Source organism: Bradyrhizobium sp. STM 3561 (assembly GCF_045571455.1).
Classification (GTDB): domain Bacteria; phylum Pseudomonadota; class Alphaproteobacteria; order Rhizobiales; family Xanthobacteraceae; genus Bradyrhizobium; species Bradyrhizobium vignae.
The window spans coordinates 6,275,560-6,297,294 of record NZ_CP120695.1; the positions used below are offsets into that span (position 1 = coordinate 6,275,560).

22 protein-coding genes are annotated in these 21,735 nt (G+C 64.5%); 12 read left to right on the forward strand and 10 right to left on the reverse strand.

Features of this window, described 5'->3' with window-relative positions:
* Nucleotides 1-61: 61 nt before the first annotated feature.
* Genes P6U28_RS29835 through P6U28_RS29845 form a run of 3 tightly spaced genes read right to left on the reverse strand, consistent with a single transcriptional unit; the run spans nt 62 to nt 2,637 of the window.
* On the reverse strand, nt 62-433 hold the full coding sequence (locus P6U28_RS29835; protein WP_122400596.1) for a cupin domain-containing protein: 372 nt from the start codon (nt 431-433) through the stop codon (nt 62-64).
* Between the two features lie 26 nt (nt 434-459).
* Complete coding sequence (locus tag P6U28_RS29840) at nt 460-1,098, reverse strand: RraA family protein (protein ID WP_122400595.1); 639 nt, start codon at nt 1,096-1,098, stop codon at nt 460-462.
* Nucleotides 1,099-1,119: 21 nt separating this feature from the next.
* Nucleotides 1,120-2,637, reverse strand: coding sequence for an AMP-binding protein (locus P6U28_RS29845; protein WP_129143394.1), 1,518 nt, complete (start codon nt 2,635-2,637; stop codon nt 1,120-1,122).
* Nucleotides 2,638-2,880: 243 nt separating this feature from the next.
* On the opposite strand from P6U28_RS29845, the gene P6U28_RS29850 reads away from it, so the two are divergent.
* Nucleotides 2,881-3,504, forward strand: a complete 624-nt coding sequence (locus P6U28_RS29850; RefSeq protein ID WP_407120371.1) for a hypothetical protein — start codon at nt 2,881-2,883, stop codon at nt 3,502-3,504.
* Nucleotides 3,505-3,598: 94 nt separating this feature from the next.
* On the opposite strand, the gene P6U28_RS29855 is transcribed toward P6U28_RS29850, so the two are convergent.
* Together P6U28_RS29855 and P6U28_RS29860 are read right to left on the reverse strand one after the other, a co-directional pair.
* Nucleotides 3,599-3,814, reverse strand: a complete 216-nt coding sequence (locus P6U28_RS29855) for a hypothetical protein (RefSeq protein WP_122400593.1) — start codon at nt 3,812-3,814, stop codon at nt 3,599-3,601.
* Between the two features lie 18 nt (nt 3,815-3,832).
* Nucleotides 3,833-4,852: a 2-dehydropantoate 2-reductase gene (locus P6U28_RS29860; protein WP_407120372.1), complete on the reverse strand. Its 1,020-nt coding sequence runs from the start codon at nt 4,850-4,852 to the stop codon at nt 3,833-3,835.
* Nucleotides 4,853-5,014: 162 nt separating this feature from the next.
* Between P6U28_RS29860 and P6U28_RS29865 the strand changes: the two genes are divergently transcribed.
* Nucleotides 5,015-5,578 (forward strand): YidB family protein, encoded by a 564-nt coding sequence (locus tag P6U28_RS29865; RefSeq protein WP_129143392.1) that lies wholly within the window; start codon nt 5,015-5,017, stop codon nt 5,576-5,578.
* Between the two features lie 28 nt (nt 5,579-5,606).
* Nucleotides 5,607-5,879 carry a GlsB/YeaQ/YmgE family stress response membrane protein gene (locus tag P6U28_RS29870; RefSeq protein ID WP_174221543.1) on the forward strand — a complete coding sequence of 91 codons (273 nt, stop codon included), beginning with the start codon at nt 5,607-5,609 and terminating at the stop codon, nt 5,877-5,879.
* Between the two features lie 140 nt (nt 5,880-6,019).
* Here P6U28_RS29870 and P6U28_RS29875 read toward each other — a convergent pair whose 3' ends face one another.
* On the reverse strand, nt 6,020-6,805 hold the full coding sequence (locus tag P6U28_RS29875) for an SDR family NAD(P)-dependent oxidoreductase (protein WP_407120373.1): 786 nt from the start codon (nt 6,803-6,805) through the stop codon (nt 6,020-6,022).
* A gap of 249 nt (nt 6,806-7,054) precedes the next feature.
* Between P6U28_RS29875 and P6U28_RS29880 the strand changes: the two genes are divergently transcribed.
* The 3 genes from P6U28_RS29880 to P6U28_RS29890 all read left to right on the forward strand — a co-directional run bounded on the left by P6U28_RS29880 (nt 7,055) and on the right by P6U28_RS29890 (nt 10,217).
* Entirely contained in the window at nt 7,055-8,119 is a 1,065-nt protein-coding gene (locus P6U28_RS29880) for an acyl-CoA dehydrogenase family protein (protein WP_407120374.1), read from the forward strand.
* Nucleotides 8,120-8,137: 18 nt separating this feature from the next.
* On the forward strand, nt 8,138-9,298 hold the full coding sequence (locus P6U28_RS29885; protein WP_122400589.1) for an acyl-CoA dehydrogenase family protein: 1,161 nt from the start codon (nt 8,138-8,140) through the stop codon (nt 9,296-9,298).
* 100 nt (nt 9,299-9,398) lie between these two features.
* Entirely contained in the window at nt 9,399-10,217 is an 819-nt protein-coding gene (locus P6U28_RS29890) for an enoyl-CoA hydratase/isomerase family protein (RefSeq protein ID WP_122400588.1), read from the forward strand.
* Between the two features lie 183 nt (nt 10,218-10,400).
* Here P6U28_RS29890 and P6U28_RS29895 read toward each other — a convergent pair whose 3' ends face one another.
* From P6U28_RS29895 to P6U28_RS29905, 3 genes are all read right to left on the reverse strand, one after another.
* Nucleotides 10,401-11,147, reverse strand: a complete 747-nt coding sequence (locus P6U28_RS29895) for a hypothetical protein (protein ID WP_162500084.1) — start codon at nt 11,145-11,147, stop codon at nt 10,401-10,403.
* 2 nt (nt 11,148-11,149) lie between these two features.
* Nucleotides 11,150-11,938: an enoyl-CoA hydratase gene (locus P6U28_RS29900; protein WP_407120375.1), complete on the reverse strand. Its 789-nt coding sequence runs from the start codon at nt 11,936-11,938 to the stop codon at nt 11,150-11,152.
* 150 nt (nt 11,939-12,088) lie between these two features.
* Complete coding sequence (locus tag P6U28_RS29905; RefSeq protein ID WP_129143389.1) at nt 12,089-13,294, reverse strand: ABC transporter substrate-binding protein; 1,206 nt, start codon at nt 13,292-13,294, stop codon at nt 12,089-12,091.
* Nucleotides 13,295-13,550: 256 nt separating this feature from the next.
* Between P6U28_RS29905 and P6U28_RS29910 the strand changes: the two genes are divergently transcribed.
* Nucleotides 13,551-14,402, forward strand: coding sequence for a thermonuclease family protein (locus P6U28_RS29910; RefSeq protein WP_407123125.1), 852 nt, complete (start codon nt 13,551-13,553; stop codon nt 14,400-14,402).
* A gap of 134 nt (nt 14,403-14,536) precedes the next feature.
* Nucleotides 14,537-15,928, forward strand: a complete 1,392-nt coding sequence (locus tag P6U28_RS29915) for a M48 family metalloprotease (RefSeq protein ID WP_244607851.1) — start codon at nt 14,537-14,539, stop codon at nt 15,926-15,928.
* Between the two features lie 120 nt (nt 15,929-16,048).
* Here P6U28_RS29915 and P6U28_RS29920 read toward each other — a convergent pair whose 3' ends face one another.
* Nucleotides 16,049-17,377 carry an MFS transporter gene (locus P6U28_RS29920; protein ID WP_122400582.1) on the reverse strand — a complete coding sequence of 443 codons (1,329 nt, stop codon included), beginning with the start codon at nt 17,375-17,377 and terminating at the stop codon, nt 16,049-16,051.
* A 181-nt stretch (nt 17,378-17,558) separates the two neighbouring features.
* On the opposite strand from P6U28_RS29920, the gene cyoA reads away from it, so the two are divergent.
* The 4 genes from cyoA to cyoD are packed head-to-tail and all read left to right on the forward strand — an operon-like array spanning nt 17,559 to nt 21,735.
* Nucleotides 17,559-18,719: a ubiquinol oxidase subunit II gene (cyoA, locus tag P6U28_RS29925; protein ID WP_407120376.1), complete on the forward strand. Its 1,161-nt coding sequence runs from the start codon at nt 17,559-17,561 to the stop codon at nt 18,717-18,719.
* A gap of 11 nt (nt 18,720-18,730) precedes the next feature.
* Nucleotides 18,731-20,728 carry a cytochrome o ubiquinol oxidase subunit I gene (gene cyoB / locus P6U28_RS29930; protein ID WP_129144483.1) on the forward strand — a complete coding sequence of 666 codons (1,998 nt, stop codon included), beginning with the start codon at nt 18,731-18,733 and terminating at the stop codon, nt 20,726-20,728.
* A complete protein-coding gene (gene cyoC, locus P6U28_RS29935) occupies nt 20,729-21,358 on the forward strand; it encodes a cytochrome o ubiquinol oxidase subunit III (protein WP_129144482.1) in 630 nt (209 codons plus the stop codon). It abuts the gene before it with no gap.
* Nucleotides 21,355-21,735: a cytochrome o ubiquinol oxidase subunit IV gene (cyoD, locus tag P6U28_RS29940; protein ID WP_122400578.1), complete on the forward strand. Its 381-nt coding sequence runs from the start codon at nt 21,355-21,357 to the stop codon at nt 21,733-21,735. Before cyoC ends, cyoD begins: the two co-directional genes overlap by 4 nt.

Consider the following 21,735-nt stretch of genomic DNA (forward strand, 5'->3'; position numbering starts at 1 on the left):
TAGCTTGTTGTTTACGCATGATCTTTCCGGAAAACCGCTTCGCACTTTTCCGGATCATGCTTTAGGTCGTGCCGAAGCCCGACCCTGCTTTTTTGTATTCTGGCCGCGGCGGGCTGAAGATGTCCAGCACGCGGGCGCCGTCGGGGCCGGCCCGCATGGTGTGCGGCACGTTGCCGGGCGTGCGCCAGAAATCGCCCTTCTTCACCGGGACTTCCTCATCGCCCTGAACGCGGATCGCCGAGCCGTCGAGCAGCACGCCCCATTGCTCCTCGGGGTGATGATGCAGCGCGCCTTGCGCATGCGGCGCCAGCGTCACCACCGACAGCATCGCCTGCTCGCCGGAGAAGATGCGCGTGGTCACTCCGGCTGCAAGCTCGCGAAACAGCCCGTCGCCGGGATTGTCGATGTTGTGGAATTCGTCCTTCTGGCTCACGTCATCCTCCCCTCGTTCTTCTGCGATCAGGCTTTGCCATAGGAGCCCTGGTAGCGGCCCTCGCGGATCGCCTTCATGGTCTCCTCCTCGCGCGCGACCTGGGCGCGCACCGCGTCCAGCAGCGCGGCAGCACCGGCGGCCGGAAACGACACCACGCCGTCCTCGTCGCCGACCACGATGTCGCCGGGCGAAATGACGCTGCCGCCGACCGTGACAGGCACGTTGATCTCGCCGGGACCGTTCTTGTAGGGGCCGCGATGGATCACCGCGCGCGCATAGCAGGGGAAGTCGTCCGCTGCGAAGGCCGCGACATCGCGGATCGCGCCGTCGATGACGTAGCCTTCGGCTTTGCGCCATTGCGCGATGTTCTTCATGATCTCGCCGACCAGCGCGCGCGTCTCGTCGCCGCCGCCATCGACCACGATGACGTCGCCGGGCCCGACCAGTTCGAGCGCACGGTGAATGGCGAGATTGTCGCCGGGACGGGTGCGCACGGTGAAGGCCGTCCCCACCAGCTTGCCGCCGCGGTGATAGGGCCTTAGCCCCACTGCGCCCGGCAGCCGGGCGAGATTGTCCGAGATCACCGAGGTCGGCGCGTGCCTGAAACCTTCGATGATATCGGCCGGCGGCTTCGGCACGCTGCTCGCTGCGATGGTGATCGTCATGTCAATCCTTCCGTGTTTGTCTCATTCGGCGTGCGCCCGCGCCTTCGCCGGTAAAATCCGGAAAGCGCGCCCTTCCTTCATCCATGCTGCGCGCTCATCGCGCAACAGCGTGCGGCGAACTTTTCCGGAATCATCGCGCGGCGGGGCGCTGACGAATTCGAAGCTTTCAGGGTGCTTGTAGCGGCTGAGCCGGTCCTTGAGGAAATCTGCCATTCCATCAGCAATGGCCTGGCCGTCGGCATCGGGCTCCGGCTCGATGATCGCATGCACGCGCTGGCCCAATTCCGGATCGGGCAAGCCGACCACCACGCAGGAGCGCACGCCGGGACAGGCGGAGACGGCAGCCTCGACCTCGGCCGGATAGATGTTGGCGCCGCCGCGCAGCACCATGTCGGCGAGGCGGTCGCCGAGATAGAGATAGCCTTCTGCATCCAGCCGGCCGATATCGCCGAGCGATTCCCAGCCATCGGCGCGGCGTTTCGGCTCGGCCCCGAGATAGTGATAAGTGGCGTCCTTGCCGTCATTGTTGAGGAAGTAGATCTCGCCGGTCTCGCCCGGCGCGACATCGTTGCCGTCCTCGCCGATGATGCGAAGCTTCGCCATATCGCCGATCTTGCCGACCGAACCCTTGTGCGTCAGCCACTCGGTGCCTGATATGATGCAGGCGCCCTGGCGCTCGGTGCCGCCATAGAGCTCCCAGATCCGCTCCGGTCCGAGCCAGGCGATCCAGTTCTCCTTCAGCCACGGCGGCATCGGCGCCGCCATATGGAAGACCGTCTGCAGGCTCGATAGGTCGTACGAGTTGCGCACGCTCTCCGGCAGCGCCCAGATCCGGTGCATCATGGTCGGCACGAAATTGACCCATTGCACGCGCTCACGCTCGATCTGGCGCAGCGTCTCCTCGGCATCGAATTTGGTGAGGCCGGTGAGCTTGCCGCCGGCGAACAGCGCATAGTGCGACACGATGAACGGCGCATTGTGGTAGAGCGGGCCGGGATTGAGCAGCGAGACGCCGAAAGGAATGTTGAGCGGCGGCGCCGCGACGGTGTCGGTCACCGCCGGATGGTGATCGAGGATCACCTTGGGACGGCCGGTCGAGCCGCCTGACGTCATCGCCTTCCAGTAGCGCGCCACCGGCGGATTGAGCGGCTCGTCCGAAACACCTTCCGGCACGAAATCCGCAGGCAGGCGGTTCGGCGCATTCCAGTCGGCCTCGCCGCCGACCACCAGCGCGGGCTTGAGGATGTCGAGCACGGCGGCGGCCTCGCCGCGCGGCAGCCGCCATGACAGCGAGGTCGGCGTCGCCCCGCACTTCCATACCGCAAAGGAGGTCTCGAAGAACGAGTTGCCGTTGGGCAAACCGATCGCGACGAAATCGCCAGGCTTGACGCCCTTGGCCGCGAACGCCCGCGCGCGCCGATTGGCGCAACGCTCGAGCTCGTCCCATGTCAGCGTGTCCTGCCCATGACGGATAGCGATCGTGCCTTGCGGTTTGCGCTCGGCGTACCAGCGCGGCACATCGGACAGGGGGAGCAGCATCAGGCGTTTCCACTTCGTGTTCTTGGCGTTGCCGCGGGGAGTGAGGCGCTCGCAACATAAGTGTAACAGCCTGCCGGCGCGACGCTGTGACTCCCACGCCACGTCAAGCACAAAATGTCAGCATCCCGGCCATGAAATTCCCGGGTTCCATGTGGGTTCCATGGGTGACAAGGCGGCGATAAAGGGGCAAAAATCCGACCCGACTCAGTTCGGGTTGAGTCTGATAGGGAATGCTCTCGTAGAATGTCGGCCGTCGTTACATCGCATCGTGCAGCGCTGCTTGTCGTTGCCGCAACAGGGTTTTACCTGCTGATGCATGCGCATGCCGAGGCGCAATGGTGGAAACGTGCGCCGGTCGATTTCGAGGAATGCGCCGACGCCGCCGAGAAGGCCGCAACCAAGACCGAGAAGACAGCCGCGCTTGCCGATTGCAACGCCAAGTTTGCCGGCCGCCGCAAGCCGGGCGGCGGCTATTCCTATTACGACTTCCTCCAGGATCGCACCTTCGACATCGCCGGCCCCAATCCGACGCCGGAGGAGCAGAAGAAGATCGACGAAGCCTACACCGCCTATCTCGCCAATCAGCGCCGCAGCAATGAAGCGGCCCAAGCCACCGCGCGCCAGCAGCGCGAGCAGCAAGAGCAACAGGTGCGGCAGCTTCAGCAGGTCGCGCTGCGAACCGAAGTCGAGCGCGTGCCTATCCCGGTCGAGCGGCCGAAGGTTCAGCAGGCCGTGGGCACGAGACCAAAGAGCGCGCCCTGCACCAAGGGCTCGTTCAGCTGCGAATGGCCGCGGCTATCGGAAAGCCTGAACGACCTGAAGAAGCTGTTCAACCCGACGCCGAGCAAACCCGCGAAAAAGGGGTAAGCTTCTCGGCTTTCGTTCCGCGGCGGCCGCAAACTCCGCTGTCCTCCCGGAGAAGCGTCAGCCCCGATCCGGGACGCCGGCGGAGGGTGAGGCTTCAGTTTGGATGCTTCTTCTTGCTGCGCTTGGACGTGGGCACCGTTGGATTCGCGGGCGCCATTACCGTCGGCGAACCACCCAACTGCGACCTGCTCTCCTGCAATCGCCTGTCATAGCCCGGAGAGTTCACGACCGTCGGCGGCCTCGCAAGGGCGAGCGTCGATGCGCCGCAGAGCGCGGCCAGCGCGACCCCGATCATCAGACAACGCTTCATGGCGTACCTCCTTCGCACTCACGCCGACCCGCGGATCTGCTGCGGCGTCAGCCGCGGCGGGCCGTTGCCGGCCGCCTCGGCTTCCTTGATCAGCGCAACAATGCGGCGCATCAGCGGCACGTCCACGCCGTTTTGCTCGGCGAGCGCGATGACCGCACCCTGGAGATAGTCGATCTCGGTTTTACGGCCCTGCTTCAGATCCTGCCACATCGAGGAGCGCGCCTCGGGATCGATCTTCATGGTCCGCCCGAGGATCGCGTCGAAGATCATGTCAGGCAGCCGCAGCAATGCCGGAGACCATTTCATCGGGATCGGCGTCGACGAGACCGGCGCGATGCCGGCGGCCTTCAGCGCAGCCAGCCCTTCCGCCATCTGGTCGGCGAACAATCTTCGCCACTCGCGATTCGCCAGTTGTGCGGCGAGCGGCATGTCGGACAGCGCGCTGAGCGCGTTGTTCAGATTGATGATCAGCTTGCCCCATTGCACGCCGGTGATGTCACCTCTCGCACGCACCTCAAGGCCAGGCACCGAAAGCGCCCCGGCGGTGTTCGCCTCGTCTTCTCCGACATGGATGTCACCGGAGCTCGAGCGGTGGAAGCGGCCCTCGCCCATCGCGACCACGTTGAACGGCACCATGCCGGCGAGCACGCGCCGGCCGCCAAAATGGTCGCCAAGTCGTTCGCGCAACACCGCGACGTTGCCGATGCCGTTCTGGAGTGAGACGACGACCGCATCCTGCGGCGCATGCTGCGCGATCTGATCGGCGACAGCGGCGGTGTCGGCGCTCTTCACCGTCACCAGCACGATGCCGGCGCCGTGGAAGATCGCAGGATCCTCGGACAACGCAAGCTGACCCGCGCCAAGCCTCTTCTCGGAGCCGTCGAAATCGGTCAGCCGCAGACCGAACCGCTCGATCTCGGTCTTCACCCGCGGCCGCACCAGCAGCGCGACACGCCGGCCTGACGCGGCCAGCATGCCGCCGACGAAACAGCCGATGGCGCCGGCGCCGGCCACCACGATCGGTCGATCCGTAACCATTGAACTCGCTCCCTGAAGGACCGGCCTTCGATAGCAGAGGCAACGCCGCCTGCCCATTGGTTGCGTCGCAGCCGCCTTGTAACCGTCATGAGTGCCCCATATGATTTCGCCCGGGGAGCAGTCAGCGGCGAGCGCTCGCCGAACGAGACGAAGGAGAGCATCATGGGTCTACTCGACGTCCTCAACGGCATGCAGAAAGGCCCGCGCGGCCCAAGCACACCCAGCTCAGAGCAATCATCCTCCGGCGGCATGTCGCCGATGACCATGGCGCTGCTCGGCCTCCTCGCCTGGAAGGCATTCAAGCATCTCACCGCCAATCAGTCGGGCTCGGCGCCGCAACCGTCGCCCGCGCCTCCGCCGGTGAACGCGGGTGCGGGTGGCGGACTGAGCGATATACTGAAGGGCGGCCTCGGCGGCCTGCTTGCGGGCGGCGCGGCCGGCACCGTGCTCAGCGGCGGGCTTGGCGATCTCCTCAACCAGCTGCAGCAGAGCGGTCACGGCGACACCGCGAATTCCTGGGTCGGCAAGGGCGAGAACAAGCCGATCGCGCCGGGCGATCTCGCCAGCGCACTCGGCGCCGACCAGATCGACAGCCTGTCCGCCCAGAGCGGCCTGTCACGCGAGGAGCTGCTCTCTGGTCTCAGCCAATATCTACCGCAGGTGATCGATCATCTGACGCCGGACGGACGGCTGCCGACTGAGAACGAACTCTCGGGGCGAATCTGATGGCGGTCTCGGGAAGGGGAGCACACTCATGAGCATGGGCGGCCTGTTGTGGATCATCGTCGTCGGCTTCGTCGCCGGCCTCATCGCGCGTTGGCTTGCGCCGGGACCGAACAATCCGAGCGGCTTCATCCTCACCACCATCCTCGGCATCGCCGGCGCCTTTCTGGCAACCTTCGTCGGCCAGGCCATCGGCCATTACAGCCCTGACCAAGGTGCCGGCTTCATCACGGCGACGATCGGCGCCGTAGTGGTGCTGTTCATCTGGCATCGCCTCGTGGCGAGCGGCGTGATCAAGGGGTAGCCAGCGAGGGGCGGCACACCGCCTCCACATCGTCATGCCCGTGCCTGACCCGGGCATCCACGTCTTTTGATCTGCGTGACAACACGTGGATGGCCGGGTCAAGCCCGGCCATGACGGGGAGAGAGCGGCGAGACACCCAATCACGTAACCAAATGCATCCCCGCATCCATGCGCACGACCTCGCCGGTCATGTTGCTGGAGGCCGGCATTGCCAGGAAGCAGACGAGCTGGGCGATATCTTCGGCGGATGAGGCAACCTTGAGCGGCACCTTCGCCACGACGCTGTCGCGCACCTGCTTGGCGCCGGCCTCGCCGCGGCCCTTGGTGAACCAGGGCGTATCGATATAACCGGGGCAGACCGTGTTGACGCGGATCAGCGGCGCGAGCGCGCGCGACAGCGACAGCGTCATCGTATTCAGCGCGCCCTTGCTCGCGGCATACGCGATCGACGAGCCGACGCCACTGATGCCGGCAACCGAGGAGACGTTCACGACCGCCGACGGACGCCCCGAAGACTTCGCAGCGGCTTCCAGCAGGCTGCGCGCCGCGCGCACCATCTGGAACGGGCCGATGGTGTTGACGCCGTAGACCCGCTGGAAATCTTCAGCCGACAACCCATCGAGATCGGCGTGAGCCACGTGCTTGGTGGTGCCGGCATTGTTGACGAGGATATCGAGCCGGCCCCAAGGCGCAGCGGCAGCGACGATCTTGCGGCAATCCTCATCCTTCGAGACGTCGCCCTGCGCAACCAGCACCTCCGCCGCGCCGGCCTTGCGGCAGAGCTCAGCCGTAGCCTCGGCCTCCTTCTGGCTCGACGAATAGTTGATGACGAGCCGCGCCCCGCTCCGCGCCAGAATTTCCGCGGTTGCTGCGCCAAGGCCGGAAGCAGACCCCGTCACGATTGCGCACAAGCTGTCCTTTGCCATCCCGATCTCCTTCCCCTGACTTTGATCGCGGCGCCCTGTTTAGCGAGTTTGCCGCGCCCTGCAAATCGAGCAAACTCCGCTAAGCGGAATTAGCCTCCAATTGGTCCTTGCGCCCATGCCCGCACCGCAGGTTGACCTGCGATCAACGCTTGTCAGGGCCATGGCTTTTTCCGATCATCGGGCGCAAGAAGAACGTGCGCGCCGCCCCACGGAGGCGGGACGCGCCAATGGCAAGACACGGGGAACGCTGTGGCGGAGAGTGACAATATCGTCGTCGAGACCGCGGAGAAAATCTTCGCCGATCTCGCCGATCCGCAAGAAATCAACAACGACAAGAAGAATACCTGGCAGGCGCCGCTGTGGCAGGCGCTGAGCGAAGCCGGCCTGCCGCTCTCCTGGGTACCGGACGATCTCGGCGGCTCCGGCGCAAGCCTCGCCGACGGCTTTGCGCTGTTGAACGCCGCCGGCCGTTTCGCCGTCGCAGTTCCGCTGGCCGAGACCATGCTGGCCGGCTGGCTGCTGGCGCAGGCCAGGATCGCCTCGCCCGACGGCGAGATGACGGTGCTGCCGGCGTCTCCGAAGGACCGCGTCGGCCTCGATGCCGACGGCTTGCTCTCCGGCCGCGCCCGCGGCGTGCCTTTCGCAAAATCGGCGAAGCATTTTGCGGTGCTGGCGCACGGCAAGGACGGCGCCGCGATTGCGCTGGTGGATGCGACCAAGGCGCGGATCGAGGCCGGCCTCAATGTCGGCTACGACCACAGCGACACCGTGACGCTCGACAAAGTGCAGCCCGTTGCGATTAAGCCCGCACCGAAGGGCTTTGGGCAGACCAATCTGATGCTGATGGGCGGCGTCGCACGCAGCCTCCAGATCGCCGGCGCGCTGGAATCCATGCTCGACATCTCCGTGCGCTATTCCAACGAACGCGTCGCCTTCGAGAAGAAGATCTCGAAATTCCAGGCGGTGCAGCACAATCTCGCGCGGCTTGCCGGCGAATCCGCCGCAGCGCTCGCGGCCGCAACCTCGGCGGCCGACGCCATCGCGAATGCGAAATCGCTCAACGACGAGGTCTATCTCGAGGCCGCCTCCGCGAAAATCCGCTGCGCGGAAGCGGCCGAGAAGGGCGGCGGTATCGCGCATCAAGTCCATGGCGCGATCGGCTTCACTATGGAGCATATCCTGCACCGCTACTCACTGCGCGCGCTGGCCTGGCGCGACGATTTCGGCTCGGAGAGCTACTGGGCCGTCGAGCTCGGCAAGCTCATAGCAAACCGCGGCGCGGACGAATTGTGGCCGCTCGTGGCTTCGCGCTGATCAGGGGACGAGACAACAATGACCGCTGCCCTCCGTTTCGATCCGATCCGCCTGCCCGAGAAGTGCGAGCAGCTGCGCAAGGAAGTCCGCGCCTTCCTCGCCGAGGAAATCGCCGCCGGCACTTTTGATCCGCACAAGCCCAACCGCGAAGACACCGACGCGCCGGAGTTCTCCCGCCGGGTCGGCGCCAAGGGCTGGCTGGGCATGACTTGGCCGAAGAAATATGGCGGCCAGGAGCGCTCGTTCCTCGAACGCTACGTGGTGACCGAGGAGATGCGCGTCGCCAACGCGCCGACGCGCCGCTTCTTCGTCGCAGACCGCCAGAGCGGCCCGGTGCTCCTGAAATATGCGCCCGAGCACATCAAGATGGACATCCTGCCGCGCATCTGCCGCGGCGAGATCTGCTTTGCCATCGGCATGAGCGAGCCGAACTCCGGCTCCGACCTGTTCGCGGCGAAGACGCGCGCGACCAAGACCGACGGCGGCTATCTCATCAACGGCACCAAGATCTGGACCTCGTCGGCACACATCGCCGACTACATGATCGCAATCTTCCGGACCTCGCCGCCGACCAAGGAAAACCGCCGTCACGGCCTGACCCAGTTCCTGGTCAAGATGAAGCAGCCGGGCATCAAGGTGAACCCGATCGGCCAGATCACCGGCCAGTACGAGTTCAACGAGGTCGTCTTCACCGATCACTTCATCCCCGACGACCACGTGCTCGGCGAGGTCGACGGCGCCTGGAAGCAGGCGACGAGCGAGCTCGCCTATGAGCGCTCGGGCCCCGAGCGCTTCCTCGAAACCTATTACGTGCTGACCGAGCTGGTGCGCGCAGTCGGGCCCAATCCGGATACGCGCAGCGCCGAAGGCATCGGGCGCCTGGTCGCGCAGCTCCACACCATGCGGCGCATGTCGGTCTCGGTCGCCGGCATGCTCGAAGCCGGCAAGGAGCCCGTGGTCGAGGCGTCCATCGTCAAGGACATCGGCACGGTCTGGGAGCAGCAGCTGCCGCATCGCGTGCGCGATCTCGCCGCCTTCGTCGAGGAGACCGCGACCAACCGCGAGACCTTGGAGCGGCAGCTCGACTTCGCCATCAAGACCGCACCGAAACTCACTATCCAGGGCGGCACAACCGAGGTGCTGCGCGGCATCATCGCCCGCGGACTTGGCTTGCGGTAACGCTCGTGGCGACCTGCCAGCCTCGCGCTCCGCGCCGACCTCTCCCTATGGGAGGGGTGGTTCTTCGCCACGGACGTATCGGGACGTTTGGAGACAATCTATGAGCACGTATAAAGATATCGGTGTCGAAAAGGTCGGGCATGTCGGCACCATCGAGATCCGCCGGCCGCCACTCAACTTCTTCGACATCTCGCTGATCAACCAGATCGCGGATGCGCTCGACGAGTTCGACCGCGATATCGAGATCCGCGCCTCCGTTCTGTCGGCGCAGGGCAAGGCGTTCTGCGCCGGCGCCAATTTCGGCGACCCGGCGCGGCAGGCGCAGGAAGCGCGCGAGGCCGAGCAAGCCAAGAAGGGCGATCCGGCCGACAATCTCGGGCCGATCAGCCACCTCTACATCCAGGCCGTGCGCATCTTCCGCGCCAAGAAGCCAATCGTTGCCGCCGTGCAGGGCGCAGCCATCGGCGGCGGCCTTGGTCTCGCGGTGTCGGCCGACTTTCGCGTCACCTGCCCCGAAGCGCGCTTTTCCGCGAATTTCACCAAACTCGGCTTCCATCCTGGCTTCGGCCTGACCGTGACGCTGCCCGAGCTGATCGGCAAGAACAATGCTGAGCTGATGTTCTACACCAGCCGCCGGGTCACCGGCGAAGAGGCCTACAAATGGGGCCTGGCCAACGAGCTGGTGCCGCAGGACCAGGTGAAGGCGGCCGCGATGAAGCTCGCCGGCGAGATCGCCGAATGCTCCCCTCTCGGCCTGCTCTCGACCCGTGCCACGATGCGCGCCGGCCTCGCCGACCGCGTCATGGCCGCGACCAATCACGAGCTCGCCGAGCAGACAAGGCTGCGCGCGACTGAAGATTTCAAGGAAGGCGTGAAGGCGACGGAAGAGCGCCGGGTAGCGAATTTTAAGGGAAGGTGAGCGTCGCGATGAACGTTCTCTTCTTCCTTCTCCCCCCTGTGGGAGAAGGTGGCGCGAAGCGCCGGATCAGGGGTTCTCTCCGTGCGCAAAACTGTTCATGGGGATAGAAACCCCTCACCCGGCTTCGCTCTCGCGAAGCCACCCTCTCCCACAAGGCCCACAAGGGGAGAGGGTACAGCGTGATCAACTCACGCGAAACGTCACCCCGCCGAGCAGAAACTCATTCCCGGCAACGGCGAGCCCCTTCGCCTTGGCGGCATGCAGCACCTGCGCCGCGTCAGTCACCCGAAACTCCAGCGCGCTCATGATCTCGCTGGCGCCCTTCACGAAGCGAAAGGTGGCGTTCGGTAGTCTCAATTCGGCATCGCGTGGCGCAACCCCGATGATCTTGCCCCAATGCTCCGCGAGGCCCTGCGGGTCCGGGCTCTGCATCTCCACCGCCGTCAGCGCCTGCGTCACATCCTTGCGAATGAACTTCTGCCAGTCTGGTCCCGCCGGCGGATAGGCGCCCAGACTATCGTCGCTGCCTTCGGTGTGGTTGAACTCGATGAAGGCGGCGCGGCAGTCGCGGGGGTGGAGCTGCACACCATGATAAGGTGCATGGTCGATGACGTTGGCCGTGCGCACGCCGAGCGCGTTGGCGTTGCGGCCGCGCTCGTCCGGATCATCGCAGCAGAAGATCGCCATGTAGCCGCCGCGGCCGCCGGTCTTCTCGATGAAGCGGCCGGCCGTGGTGCCGTCCCTGAAGGGCGCCACGACTTCAAGCAGGATCGTGTCGACCGGGAGCAGTGCGTTCTCCAGGCCGTATTTTGCGACATTGCCGTCGCGATAGCAGATGGCCAATCCCATGATCCGGGCGATGTCCGTGATCACCGGCTCGAGCTGCGGCGCGACCAGGCAGATCTGCCGCAAGCGCATGTAGGACGACATCGTCACTCGCCCCTGAAGGCGGGCTTGCGCTTCTCGACGAAGGCTTTTGCGGCCTCCTTGTGATCGGCGGTGTCACCACAGCGGGTGTGGTGGATCGCCTCGCCGTCGAAGCAATCCTCCAGCGCCAGATGCTCGGCATTATTGATGTTGCGCTTGATGTAGCCGAACGCGATCGAGGGCCCTTGCGCCAGCGACAGCGCGAGCTCGTGCGCGGCGGTGTCGATCTCGGCGTCGGGCACGACCTTGGTCACCAGGCCGATGGCGTGAGCTTCCCTCGCCGTGAGCACCGGCGACATCAGATAGAGCTCGCGCGCCCGCGCGCTGCCGAGCAGTTGGGTCAGGAAATAGGTCCCGCCGTAATCGCCGGAGAAGCCGACCTTGGCAAAGGCCGTCGTGATCTTGCAGGATTCGGAGGCGATGCGCAGGTCGCAGGACAGCGCCATCGACAGGCCGGCGCCGGCCGCCGCGCCATCGAGCTGCGCGACCACCGGTTTCGGCATCTGGTGCAGGATGCGCGAGACTTCCATGCCACGGCGCAAATTCGCGAACTTCTGCTCGAACGGCAGCGGCGCGCGGCCCTCCGCCATCGACTTGACGTCGCCGCCGACGCAGAACGAACCGCCCGCGCCCTTGAACAGCACTGCACGTACCTCCGGATCGTCAGCCGCGCGCCGCGCCGCCTCGACCAGCCCGCGCACCATGTCGGGATTGAGCGCGTTCTTCCGCTCCGGGCGGTTCATGGTGATGGTGAGCAGCCCGCCTTCGAGCTTTTGCAGGACCATGTCGTTCATCGGGCGTCTCCCTCTCGTTGTTTGACCGAGCTCTCACCACACCGTCATTGCGAGCGAAGCGAAGCAATCCAGAGATGTCTCCGCGGATGCGGTCTGGATTGCTTCACCGCAAGAGCTCCTCGCAATGACGTCGTGACTTACGTCACGCCGTCACTTCTTCACCAGCGGGCAGCGCGACTGCTCCAGCGACTGGAACGCCTCGTTGCCGGGCACGGTGGCGAGCAGCTTGTAATCGTCCCAGCGGCCCTTCGACTCCGAGGGCTTCTTCACCTCGAACAAGTACATGTCATGGATCATGCGGCCATCCTCGCGGATCTTGCCATTCTTGGCGAAAAAGTCGTTGATCGGTGTCTCCTTCATCACCTTGATCACCGCCGCGGCATCGGTGGTGCCGGCCGCCTTCACGGCTTTGAGGTAATGCGTGACGGAGGAATAGACTCCAGCCTGCGCCGAGGTCGGCATCCGCTTGGTGCGTTCCATGAAGCGCTTCGAGAATGCACGCGTGTCGTCGTTGAGGTCCCAATAGAATGCCTCGGCAAGCAGCAAGCCCTGCGCGGTCTCCAGCCCGATCGAGTCGATATCGGTGACGAAGGCGAGCAGCGGCGAGACCTTCTGGCCACCCTTGGTGATACCGAACTCCGCCGCCTGCTTGATGGCGTTGATGGTGTCGCCGCCGGCATTTGCCAGTCCGATCACCTTGGCCTTGGAGGCCTGGGCCTGGAGCAGGAAGGACGAGAAATCCGACGTGTTGAGCGGATGGCGCACGCTGCCAAGCACCTTGCCGCCGGTCTTGGTCACGACGGCGCTGGTGTCCTTCTCCAGATCCTGGCCGAAGGCGTAATCCGCGGTGAGAAAGAACCAGCTGTCGAGGCCGGACTTCACGGCCGCAAGACCGGTCACATTGGCCTGGCCGTAGGTGTCGAACACATAGTGGATGGTGTAGGGACCGCAGGCTTCGTTGGTGAGACGGATCGAGCCCGGGCCGTTGAACATGATGATCTTGTTGCGTGCTTTCGCGATCTCGCCGGCGGCAAGCGCGGTTGCGGAGGCCGCGACGTCGTAGATCATCTCGACGCCTTGATTGTCGAGCATGTCGCGGGCGATGTTGGCGGAGAGATCGGCCTTGTTGAGATGATCGGCCGCCAGCACCTGGATCTTGCGCCCCAGCACCTCGCCACCAAAATCCTCGACGGCCATCTTGGCCGCGGTCTCGCTGCCGGGGCCCGTGATATCTGCATAGAGGCTGGACATGTCGAGGATGCCGCCGATCTTCAGCGACGGCTTGTCCTGGGCCTGCGCGGCGCTCGCATTGAGGGCAAGCGCGGCGGCAAAAATGCCGGACAAAATAGTCTTCATCGAAAACGACCTCCCTCTATCGCCTGTCTCTGATGGCGGCTTGGTTATTGCTCTTGCCGCAATCATGCCGCATGCGCGAGAGGGCAGCAAGCGCGGGAACGAAGCGAATGCGTGATTGCCTCGCATGTTTTCCGCAAAGCGGAATGGTGAGAAGACGCAAGACGTTCCACGTCGTCATTGCGAGCGCAGCGAAGCAATGCAGAAATGCATCCGCGGGAAAGATTCTGGATTGCTTCGTCGCGAAGGCCTCCTCGCAATGACGGCGTGTGAGGAAGACCCTTCGCGTCTCACCGCGCATGAGTTAAAGTCCGGCCGCAATGCAACCTTTCCGGGTCACGTGACGCAACTGCTCCATCTCATCGTCGCATTTCTTCTCGTCGCGGCTCACGGCGCGTTCGCGACACCGTGCCATTTCGAGTCACAAGGCGAGGGCCGCGTCGCGGCGATCGTGGATGCGCGCAGCGTACGTCTCGATGACGGGCGCGAGATCCGCCTCACCGGGATCGAGCAGACGGCGACCACGAAGCAGGCGCTGACCTCACTGCTCTCCGGCCGCGACGTGACGCTGCGCAGCGCCGACGACACGCCCGACCGCTACGGCCGCCAGGGTGCGCTGGTCTTCATCGGCGAAAACGACACCTCGGTGCAGGCCATGCTGCTCGCCCAGGGCGACGCCGTCGTCTCCGCCGAGATTGTGGACAAGGACTGCGCGACCGCGCTGATGGCGTCCGAGGCGGCGGCACGGCGGCAAAAAATGGGCAGCTGGGCTGACCCGTCGGCCATAAAAAACGCGGAAAGTCCGGACGATATTTTGGCGGAGATCGGGCGCTTTACGGTAGTCGAGGGCAAAGTCCTGTCGGTCCGGCAAGCTGGGGCAACGACCTACCTCAACTTCGGACGGAACTGGACACGTGGCTTCGCCGTGACTATTTCAAAGCGCACGCTAGCGGCGTTCGAAAGCGCTGGCATCGCCCTTAAGTCCCTGGAAAATAGGCGTATTCGAGTTCGGGGCTGGGTTGAGGGGAATACGGGGCCGCGCATCGATGTGCGCCTTGTGGGACAGGTCGAGTTGCTGGGCGCAAGCGAGCCGACAGGGGTAAGGCCTTAGATCAGGCCAGGCACGGGTTAAGCGACGTGGATGCGGTGCTAGAACGGCACGTACGGAGTGAACGCCGCCGGCTGCGGGCGGCGCCGGCTGCGCTGTGCCTTGTCCTGGGCACGGCTCTCGCCGGTTGTGGCGATATGGGCCGGTTCCAGACGGCGGCGCCCCCGCCGACCGTGGTGATGCCGAAGCCGAAGCCCGCCGTGGCGCAAACCCCGGCCACCGAGAAGGAGCACGAGCGCATCCTGGCGAGCTATGGCGGCACCTATGACGACCCCAAGCTCGAGGCGCTCGTCAGCAAGACCGTCGACCGGCTGGTCGCGGCCTCCGACCGTCCCGACCAGGGCTACAAGGTCACCATCCTCAATTCCGGCGCAGTGAACGCCTTCGCCCTGCCGAACGGCCAGCTCTACGTCACGCGTGGCCTGCTCGCGCTTGCCAGCGATACGTCGGAATTGTCCTCCGTGCTCAGCCACGAGATGGCGCATGTGCTGTCCAAGCACGCCGCGATGCGCGAGGACCAGGCTCGCCAGGCCGCGATCGTCACCCGCGTCGTCACCGACATGAGCAACGATCCCGATCTCACCGCGCTGGCGCTCGCCAAGACCAAGCTCACCATGGCGAGCTTCTCGCGCAAGCAGGAGTTCGAGGCCGACGGCATCGGTGTCGGCATCTCCGCCAAGGCCCATTTCGACCCTTATGGCGCTGCTCGCTTTCTGTCGGCGATGGAGCGTAATGCCGAGCTGAAGGCCGGCAAGAGCTCGCTCGATCCGCGCGCCCAGGATTTCACCTCGTCGCATCCGGCAACCCCGGAGCGGGTGCAGAACGCGCAGAACATCGCGCGGCAATACACTGCGCCTGAAGGCGCCGAGCGCGACCGCGAAAGCTATCTCGCCGCGATCGACAACCTCGTCTATGGCGAAGACCCCAGCGAAGGATTTGTCCGCGGCCGGCGCTTCCTGCATCCGAAGCTCGGCTTCACCTTCCAGGCGCCGGACAATTTCACGCTCGACAACACCGCGCAGGCCGTGATCGGCGTGCGCGAGGGCGGCGCACAGGCGATGCGCTTCGACGTCGTGCGCGTGCCGGCCGAACAATCGCTCGGCGACTACCTCAATTCGGGCTGGATGGAAGGCGTCGAGAAGGCCTCGACCGAGGATCTCACCATCAACGGTTTTCCGGCGGCATCCGCCACCGCCAAGGGCGATCAGTGGCAGTTCAAGGTCTATGCGCTGCGCTTCGGTAGCGACGTCTACCGCTTCATCTTCGCGACACGGCAGAAATCGACCGAGAGCGAGCGCAACGCGCGCGAGACCGTCAACTCATTCCGCCGCCTGACGCTCGACGAGATCCAGGCCGCGCGCCCGCTGCGCATCAAGGTCATCACCGTGCAGCCCGGCGATACCGTTGAGTCGCTCTCCCACCGCATGGCCGGCGTCGACCATCCCGCCGAGCGCTTCCGCGTGCTCAATGGCCTCGATCGCACCGCGCAGGTGAAGGTGCGCGATCGCGTGAAGATCGTGGCGGATTGACACTCGCCTGACTGCCTTAGGGTGGGCAAAGCGCAAGCGTCCCCACCACTTCTCTATTGCGATCTCCGAAAGATGGTGGGCGCGGCGCAAAGCGCTTTGCCCACCCGACACGCGCTATAGCTAACGCCCCGCGTCCATATCCCCCGCCTCACGCTGGCCGCTGAGCCAGAGCGCGAGCAGGGTCCAGAACGCGCCTGACAGCAGATACGCGCCCGAAGCGATGACGCCGAGATTGGTGGCGAGCAGCAGCGCGACCAGTGGAGCAAAGCCGGCGCCGAACAGCCAGGCCATGTCGGAGGTCAACGCGGACGCCGTGTAGCGGTACGCCTGCCTGAAGTTCGAGGCGATCGCGCCGGAGGACTGGCCGAAGGACAGGCCGAGCAGGATGAAGCCGATCACCATGTAGATGGTCTCGCCGAACGCGCCGGCATCGAGCAGTTGCGGCGCGAAGCCGCTGTAGATCGCGATTGCGATCGCCGATCCCATCAGCAGCGACTTGCGGCCGACACGGTCGGCGATGATGCCGGAGACAACGATCGCGGCGACGCCGAACACGGCGGCGACGATCTCGATGATCAAGAAGCGCACCGGGCTTTCGCGGGTGAACAGGAACACCCAGGACAGCGGAAACACCGTGACCATGTGGAACAGCGCGAAGCTCGCCAGCGGCGCGAATGCGCCGAGCATGATGTTGTGGCCTTCGCGCGCGACGGTCTCGGAAATGCGCGCGGGCTGGAGTTCGCGGGTCTCGAATAGCGTCGCGTATTCTTCCGTCGTCACCATGCGCAGGCGGGCGAACAGGGCCACGACGTTGATGGCGAAGGCGACGAAGAACGGATAGCGCCAGCCCCAATCGAAGAAATCATCGGCCGAGAGGTTGCCGGCGAAATAGGCGAACAGCGCGCTCGCCACGATCAGTCCGAGCGGGGCGCCGAGCTGCGGCACCATCGCGTACCAGCCGCGCTTCGAGGCCGGCGCGTTCAACGCCAGCAGCGAAGCCATGCCGTCCCAGGCGCCGCCCCAGGCCAGACCTTGTGCGATGCGCGCCAGCGCCAGCAGCCAGATCGCGGCAACGCCGATGTCGTGATAGCCGGGCAGGAACGCGAGCGCCACGGTGGCGGTGCCGAGCAGGAACAGCGCCGAGATCAGCTTGGCCGTTTTGCCGTAGGCATGATCGATCGTCATGAAAATGACGGTGCCGATCGGCCGGGCCATGAAGGCCAGCGCAAAGATCATGAAGGAATAGAGGGTGCCGGTCAGTTCGCTCGCGAACGGGAACACCAAGCGCGGGAACACGATCACCGAAGCGATCGCGAAGACGAAGAAGTCGAAGAATTCGGAGGTGCGGCCGATGATGACGCCGATGGCGATCTCGCCGGGACTGGCCTGATCGTGGCCGTGTTCGCCCGTGTGGAGGTCTGCCATTGCGGGGGTCTGTGCCGTCGCCATTCGTGCGCCCTTAACGTCCTGAAAACCAAAGCCGAACGCCCGGCCGGACGCCAGGCAATCTGCCCTTGTCTGACCCAACCTCCCGCACTGCAACATTGGACAAATTGTCCAATGTCCGGATTGTTGCGCCGCAGCTACCCGTTGGCCCCGCAAAGGAAACTTATTCTCAAAGGCTCGGCCCGTGTCTCGTCTCAAGATCCTGGCGCTACTACCTCTGGCTGCCGCACTCAGCGGCTGCGACTATGTCGTGCTGGCGCCAGCCGGCGACATCGCTGCCCAGCAGCGCGACCTCGTCATCATCTCCACCGTCCTGATGCTCCTGATCGTCCTTCCCGTGATGGCGCTGACGGTGCTGTTCGCCTGGCGCTATCGCCAATCAAACACGGCCGCTCGCTACGAGCCGGAATGGGACCACTCGACCAAGCTCGAGCTGGTGATCTGGTCGGCGCCGCTCTTGATCATCGTCTGCCTGGGCGCCCTGACCTGGATGGGTACGCATCTGCTCGACCCCTATCGCACCCTCGGCCGCATCCATGCCGACCGCGCCGTGGACCAGTCCAAAGCCCCGCTCGAGGTCGATGTCGTCGCGCTCGACTGGAAGTGGCTCTTCATCTATCCGGACTACGGCATCGCCACCGTCAACGAGCTCGCCGCGCCGGTTGATCGCCCGATCAACTTCCGCATCACCGCCTCCTCGGTGATGAACTCCTTCTACATCCCCGCGCTCGCCGGCCAGATCTACGCGATGCCGGGCATGGAGACCAAGCTCCATGCCGTCGTGAACCACGCCGGCACCTATAAGGGTTTCTCGGCGAACTACAGCGGCGCCGGCTTCTCCGGTATGCACTTCAACTTCCAGGGCCTCAACGACAAGGGCTTTGATGCCTGGATCGCCAGCGCCAAGTCCGCCGGCGGATCGCTCGGCCGGGCCGAATATCTCCAGTTGGAGAAGCCCAGCCAGAACGAGCCAGTGCGGCGCTGGGGCAGCGTCGATGCCGATCTCTACCGCCTGATCCTCAACATGTGCGTCGAGACCGGCAAGATGTGCCAGAGCGAGATGATGGCCATCGACGCCAAGGGCGGCAACGGCCATGAGGGCCTGAACAACACCCTGCCGCTCACCTACGACAAGTATGCCCGGCGCGGCACGGTGCTCGGACCGGAGCCGACCTTCGTCGCCGGCACCTGCACACCGGATGCGCCGCAAGGCCAGACCACCGCGTCGATCAAGGCGCCCACCGACACAATGCCGCTCATCGGCGCCGGCCTGAAGCGGCCGTCGTTCACGCCGCTGAAGTCCTCGTCCTTCTTCCTCGGACAGCGTCCGAAGTCAGACTCCTAAAGAGAACGCGCATGTCTCCTGATCTTCTCAAGCTCATCTTCGGCCGGCTCGGTTTCGAGTCGCTGCCGCTGCACGAGCCGATCGTCGTCGGCACTTTCGTGGTGGTCGCCCTCGGCGGCGCCGCGCTGCTTGGCGGCCTCACCTATTTCCGTCTCTGGGGCTATCTCTGGCGCGAATGGTTCACCACGGTGGACCACAAGCGCATCGGCATCATGTACATGATCCTCGGTATCGTGATGCTGCTGCGCGGCTTCGCCGACGCACTGATGATGCGCGGCCAGCAGATGCTCGCCTTTGGCGGCTCGGAAGGCTATCTCAATGCCCATCACTACGACCAGGTCTTCACCGCCCACGGCGTGATCATGATCTTCTTCGTGGCGATGCCACTGGTCACCGGCCTGATGAACTACGTGGTGCCGCTCCAGATCGGCGCACGCGACGTGTCGTTCCCGTTCCTGAACAATTTCAGCTTCTGGATGACGGTCGGCGGTGCGGTGCTGGTGATGGCCTCGCTGTTCATCGGCGAATTCGCCCGCACCGGCTGGCTGGCTTATCCGCCGCTCTCGAACATCGGCTACAGTCCCGATGTCGGCGTCGACTACTACATCTGGGCACTGCAGGTCGCCGGCGTCGGAACGACATTATCCGGCATCAACCTGATCTGTACCATCGTCAAGCTGCGCTGCCCCGGCATGACCATGATGAAGATGCCGGTGTTCACCTGGACCTCGCTCTGCACCAACGTGCTGATCGTCGCCTCCTTCCCGGTCCTGACCGTCGTGCTCGCGCTGCTGTCGCTCGATCGCTACGTCGGCACCAACTTCTTCACGAACGATTTCGGCGGCAGCCCGATGATGTACGTGAACCTGATCTGGATCTGGGGCCACCCCGAGGTCTACATCCTGGTTCTCCCGGCGTTCGGCATCTTCTCGGAGGTCACCTCGACCTTCTCGGGCAAGCGGCTGTTCGGCTACACCTCGATGGTCTACGCCACGGTCGTCATCACCATCCTGTCGTACCTGGTGTGGCTGCACCACTTCTTCACGATGGGCTCCGGAGCCAGCGTCAATTCGTTCTTCGGCATCACCACGATGATCATCTCGATCCCGACGGGCGCGAAGATGTTCAACTGGCTGTTCACGATGTACCGCGGCCGCATCCGCTACGAATTGCCGATGATGTGGACGATCGCCTTCATGCTGACCTTCGTGATCGGCGGCATGACCGGCGTGCTGCTCGCGGTGCCGCCGGCCGACTTCGTGCTGCACAACAGCCTGTTCCTGATCGCGCACTTCCACAACGTGATCATCGGCGGCGTGGTGTTCGGCGCCTTCGCCGGCATCAACTACTGGTTCCCGAAGGCGTTCGGCTTCAAGCTCGATCCGTTCTGGGGCAAGATGTCGTTCTGGTTCTGGGTCACCGGGTTCTACCTGGCCTTCATGCCCCTCTACGTGCTCGGCCTGATGGGCGTGACCCGCCGCCTGCGCGTGTTCGACGATCCCAGCTTGCAGATCTGGTTCGTCATCGCCGCGATCGGAGCGCTCTTCGTCTTCATCGGCATCCTCTCGATGCTGATGCAGTTCGCAGTGAGCCTGCTCAAGCGCGAGCAGCTCAAGGACGTCACCGGCGATCCCTGGGACGCGCGCACGCTGGAATGGGCGACGTCCTCGCCGCCGCCGGACTACAACTTCGCCTTCACCCCCGTCGTGCACGACAATGACGCGTGGTGGGACATGAAGAAGCGCGGCTACCAGCGTCCGCTCACCGGGTTCAAGCCGATCCACATGCCTGCTAGCACCGGCACCGGCATCATCCTCGCCGGCTTCGCCACCGCGATGGGTTTCGGCCTGATCTGGTACATGTGGTGGCTGGCGGCCGTGAGCTTCGTTGCGATGCTCGCCGTCGGTATCGGTCACACCTTCAACTACCACCGCGACTTCGACATTCCGGCTGAAGACGTCATCCGGACCGAGGACGCGCGCACCAAACTGCTCGCCGGAGCCAAGTAAATGACTGTCTCTGTAAATCCCTCGCAAACCGGCGAGCCGCTGTTCTATCTCGCCGACGAACATCCCCATCCGGAAGGCTACAGCACCTCGCTCGGCTTCTGGATCTACCTGATGAGCGACTGCCTCATCTTCGCGATCCTGTTCGCCACCTTCGGCGTGCTCGGCGGCAACTACGCCGCCGGGCCGGCGCCGAAGGACCTGTTCGACCTGAACCTGGTCGCGGTGAACACGTCCATGCTGCTGCTGTCGTCGATCACCTACGGCTTTGCCATGCTGACGATGCAGCAAAATAAGATCGCCCAGACCCAGATGTGGCTGGCGATCACCGGCCTGTTCGGCGCCGCTTTCATCGGCATCGAGCTCACCGAGTTCGCCCACATGATCCACGAGGGCGCCACGCCGCAGCGCAGCGCCTTCCTGTCCGCCTTCTTCACCCTGGTCGGCACCCACGGCCTGCACGTCACCTGCGGCCTGATCTGGCTGGTGACGCTGATGGTACAGGTGCAAAAGTTCGGCCTGATCGAGGCCAACCGCCGCCGTCTGATGTGCCTGTCGATGTTCTGGCATTTCCTCGACGTGGTCTGGATCGGCGTCTTCACCTTCGTCTATCTCCTGGGAGTTCTGCGATGAGCACCGATACCCACGCCGCCCATGCGGACGACCATCACCATGGCGACGGCCACGCCCATGGCACGTTCTCGAGCTACATGCTCGGCTTCGTGCTCTCGGTGGTGCTCACCGCGATCCCGTTCTGGCTGGTGATGAGCGGTACGCTGCCGAGCAAGCAGATCACCGCGCTGGTGATCATGGCCTTCGCGGTCGTGCAGATCGTGGTGCACATGATCTACTTCCTGCACATGAACACGACATCGGAGAACGGCTGGAGCATGATGGCGCTGATCTTCACCATCGTCATGGTGGTGATCGCACTGTCCGGTTCGCTGTGGGTGATGGGCCACCTCAACAGCAACATGATGCCGGTCCACCAGATGACGGGAATGAATTGA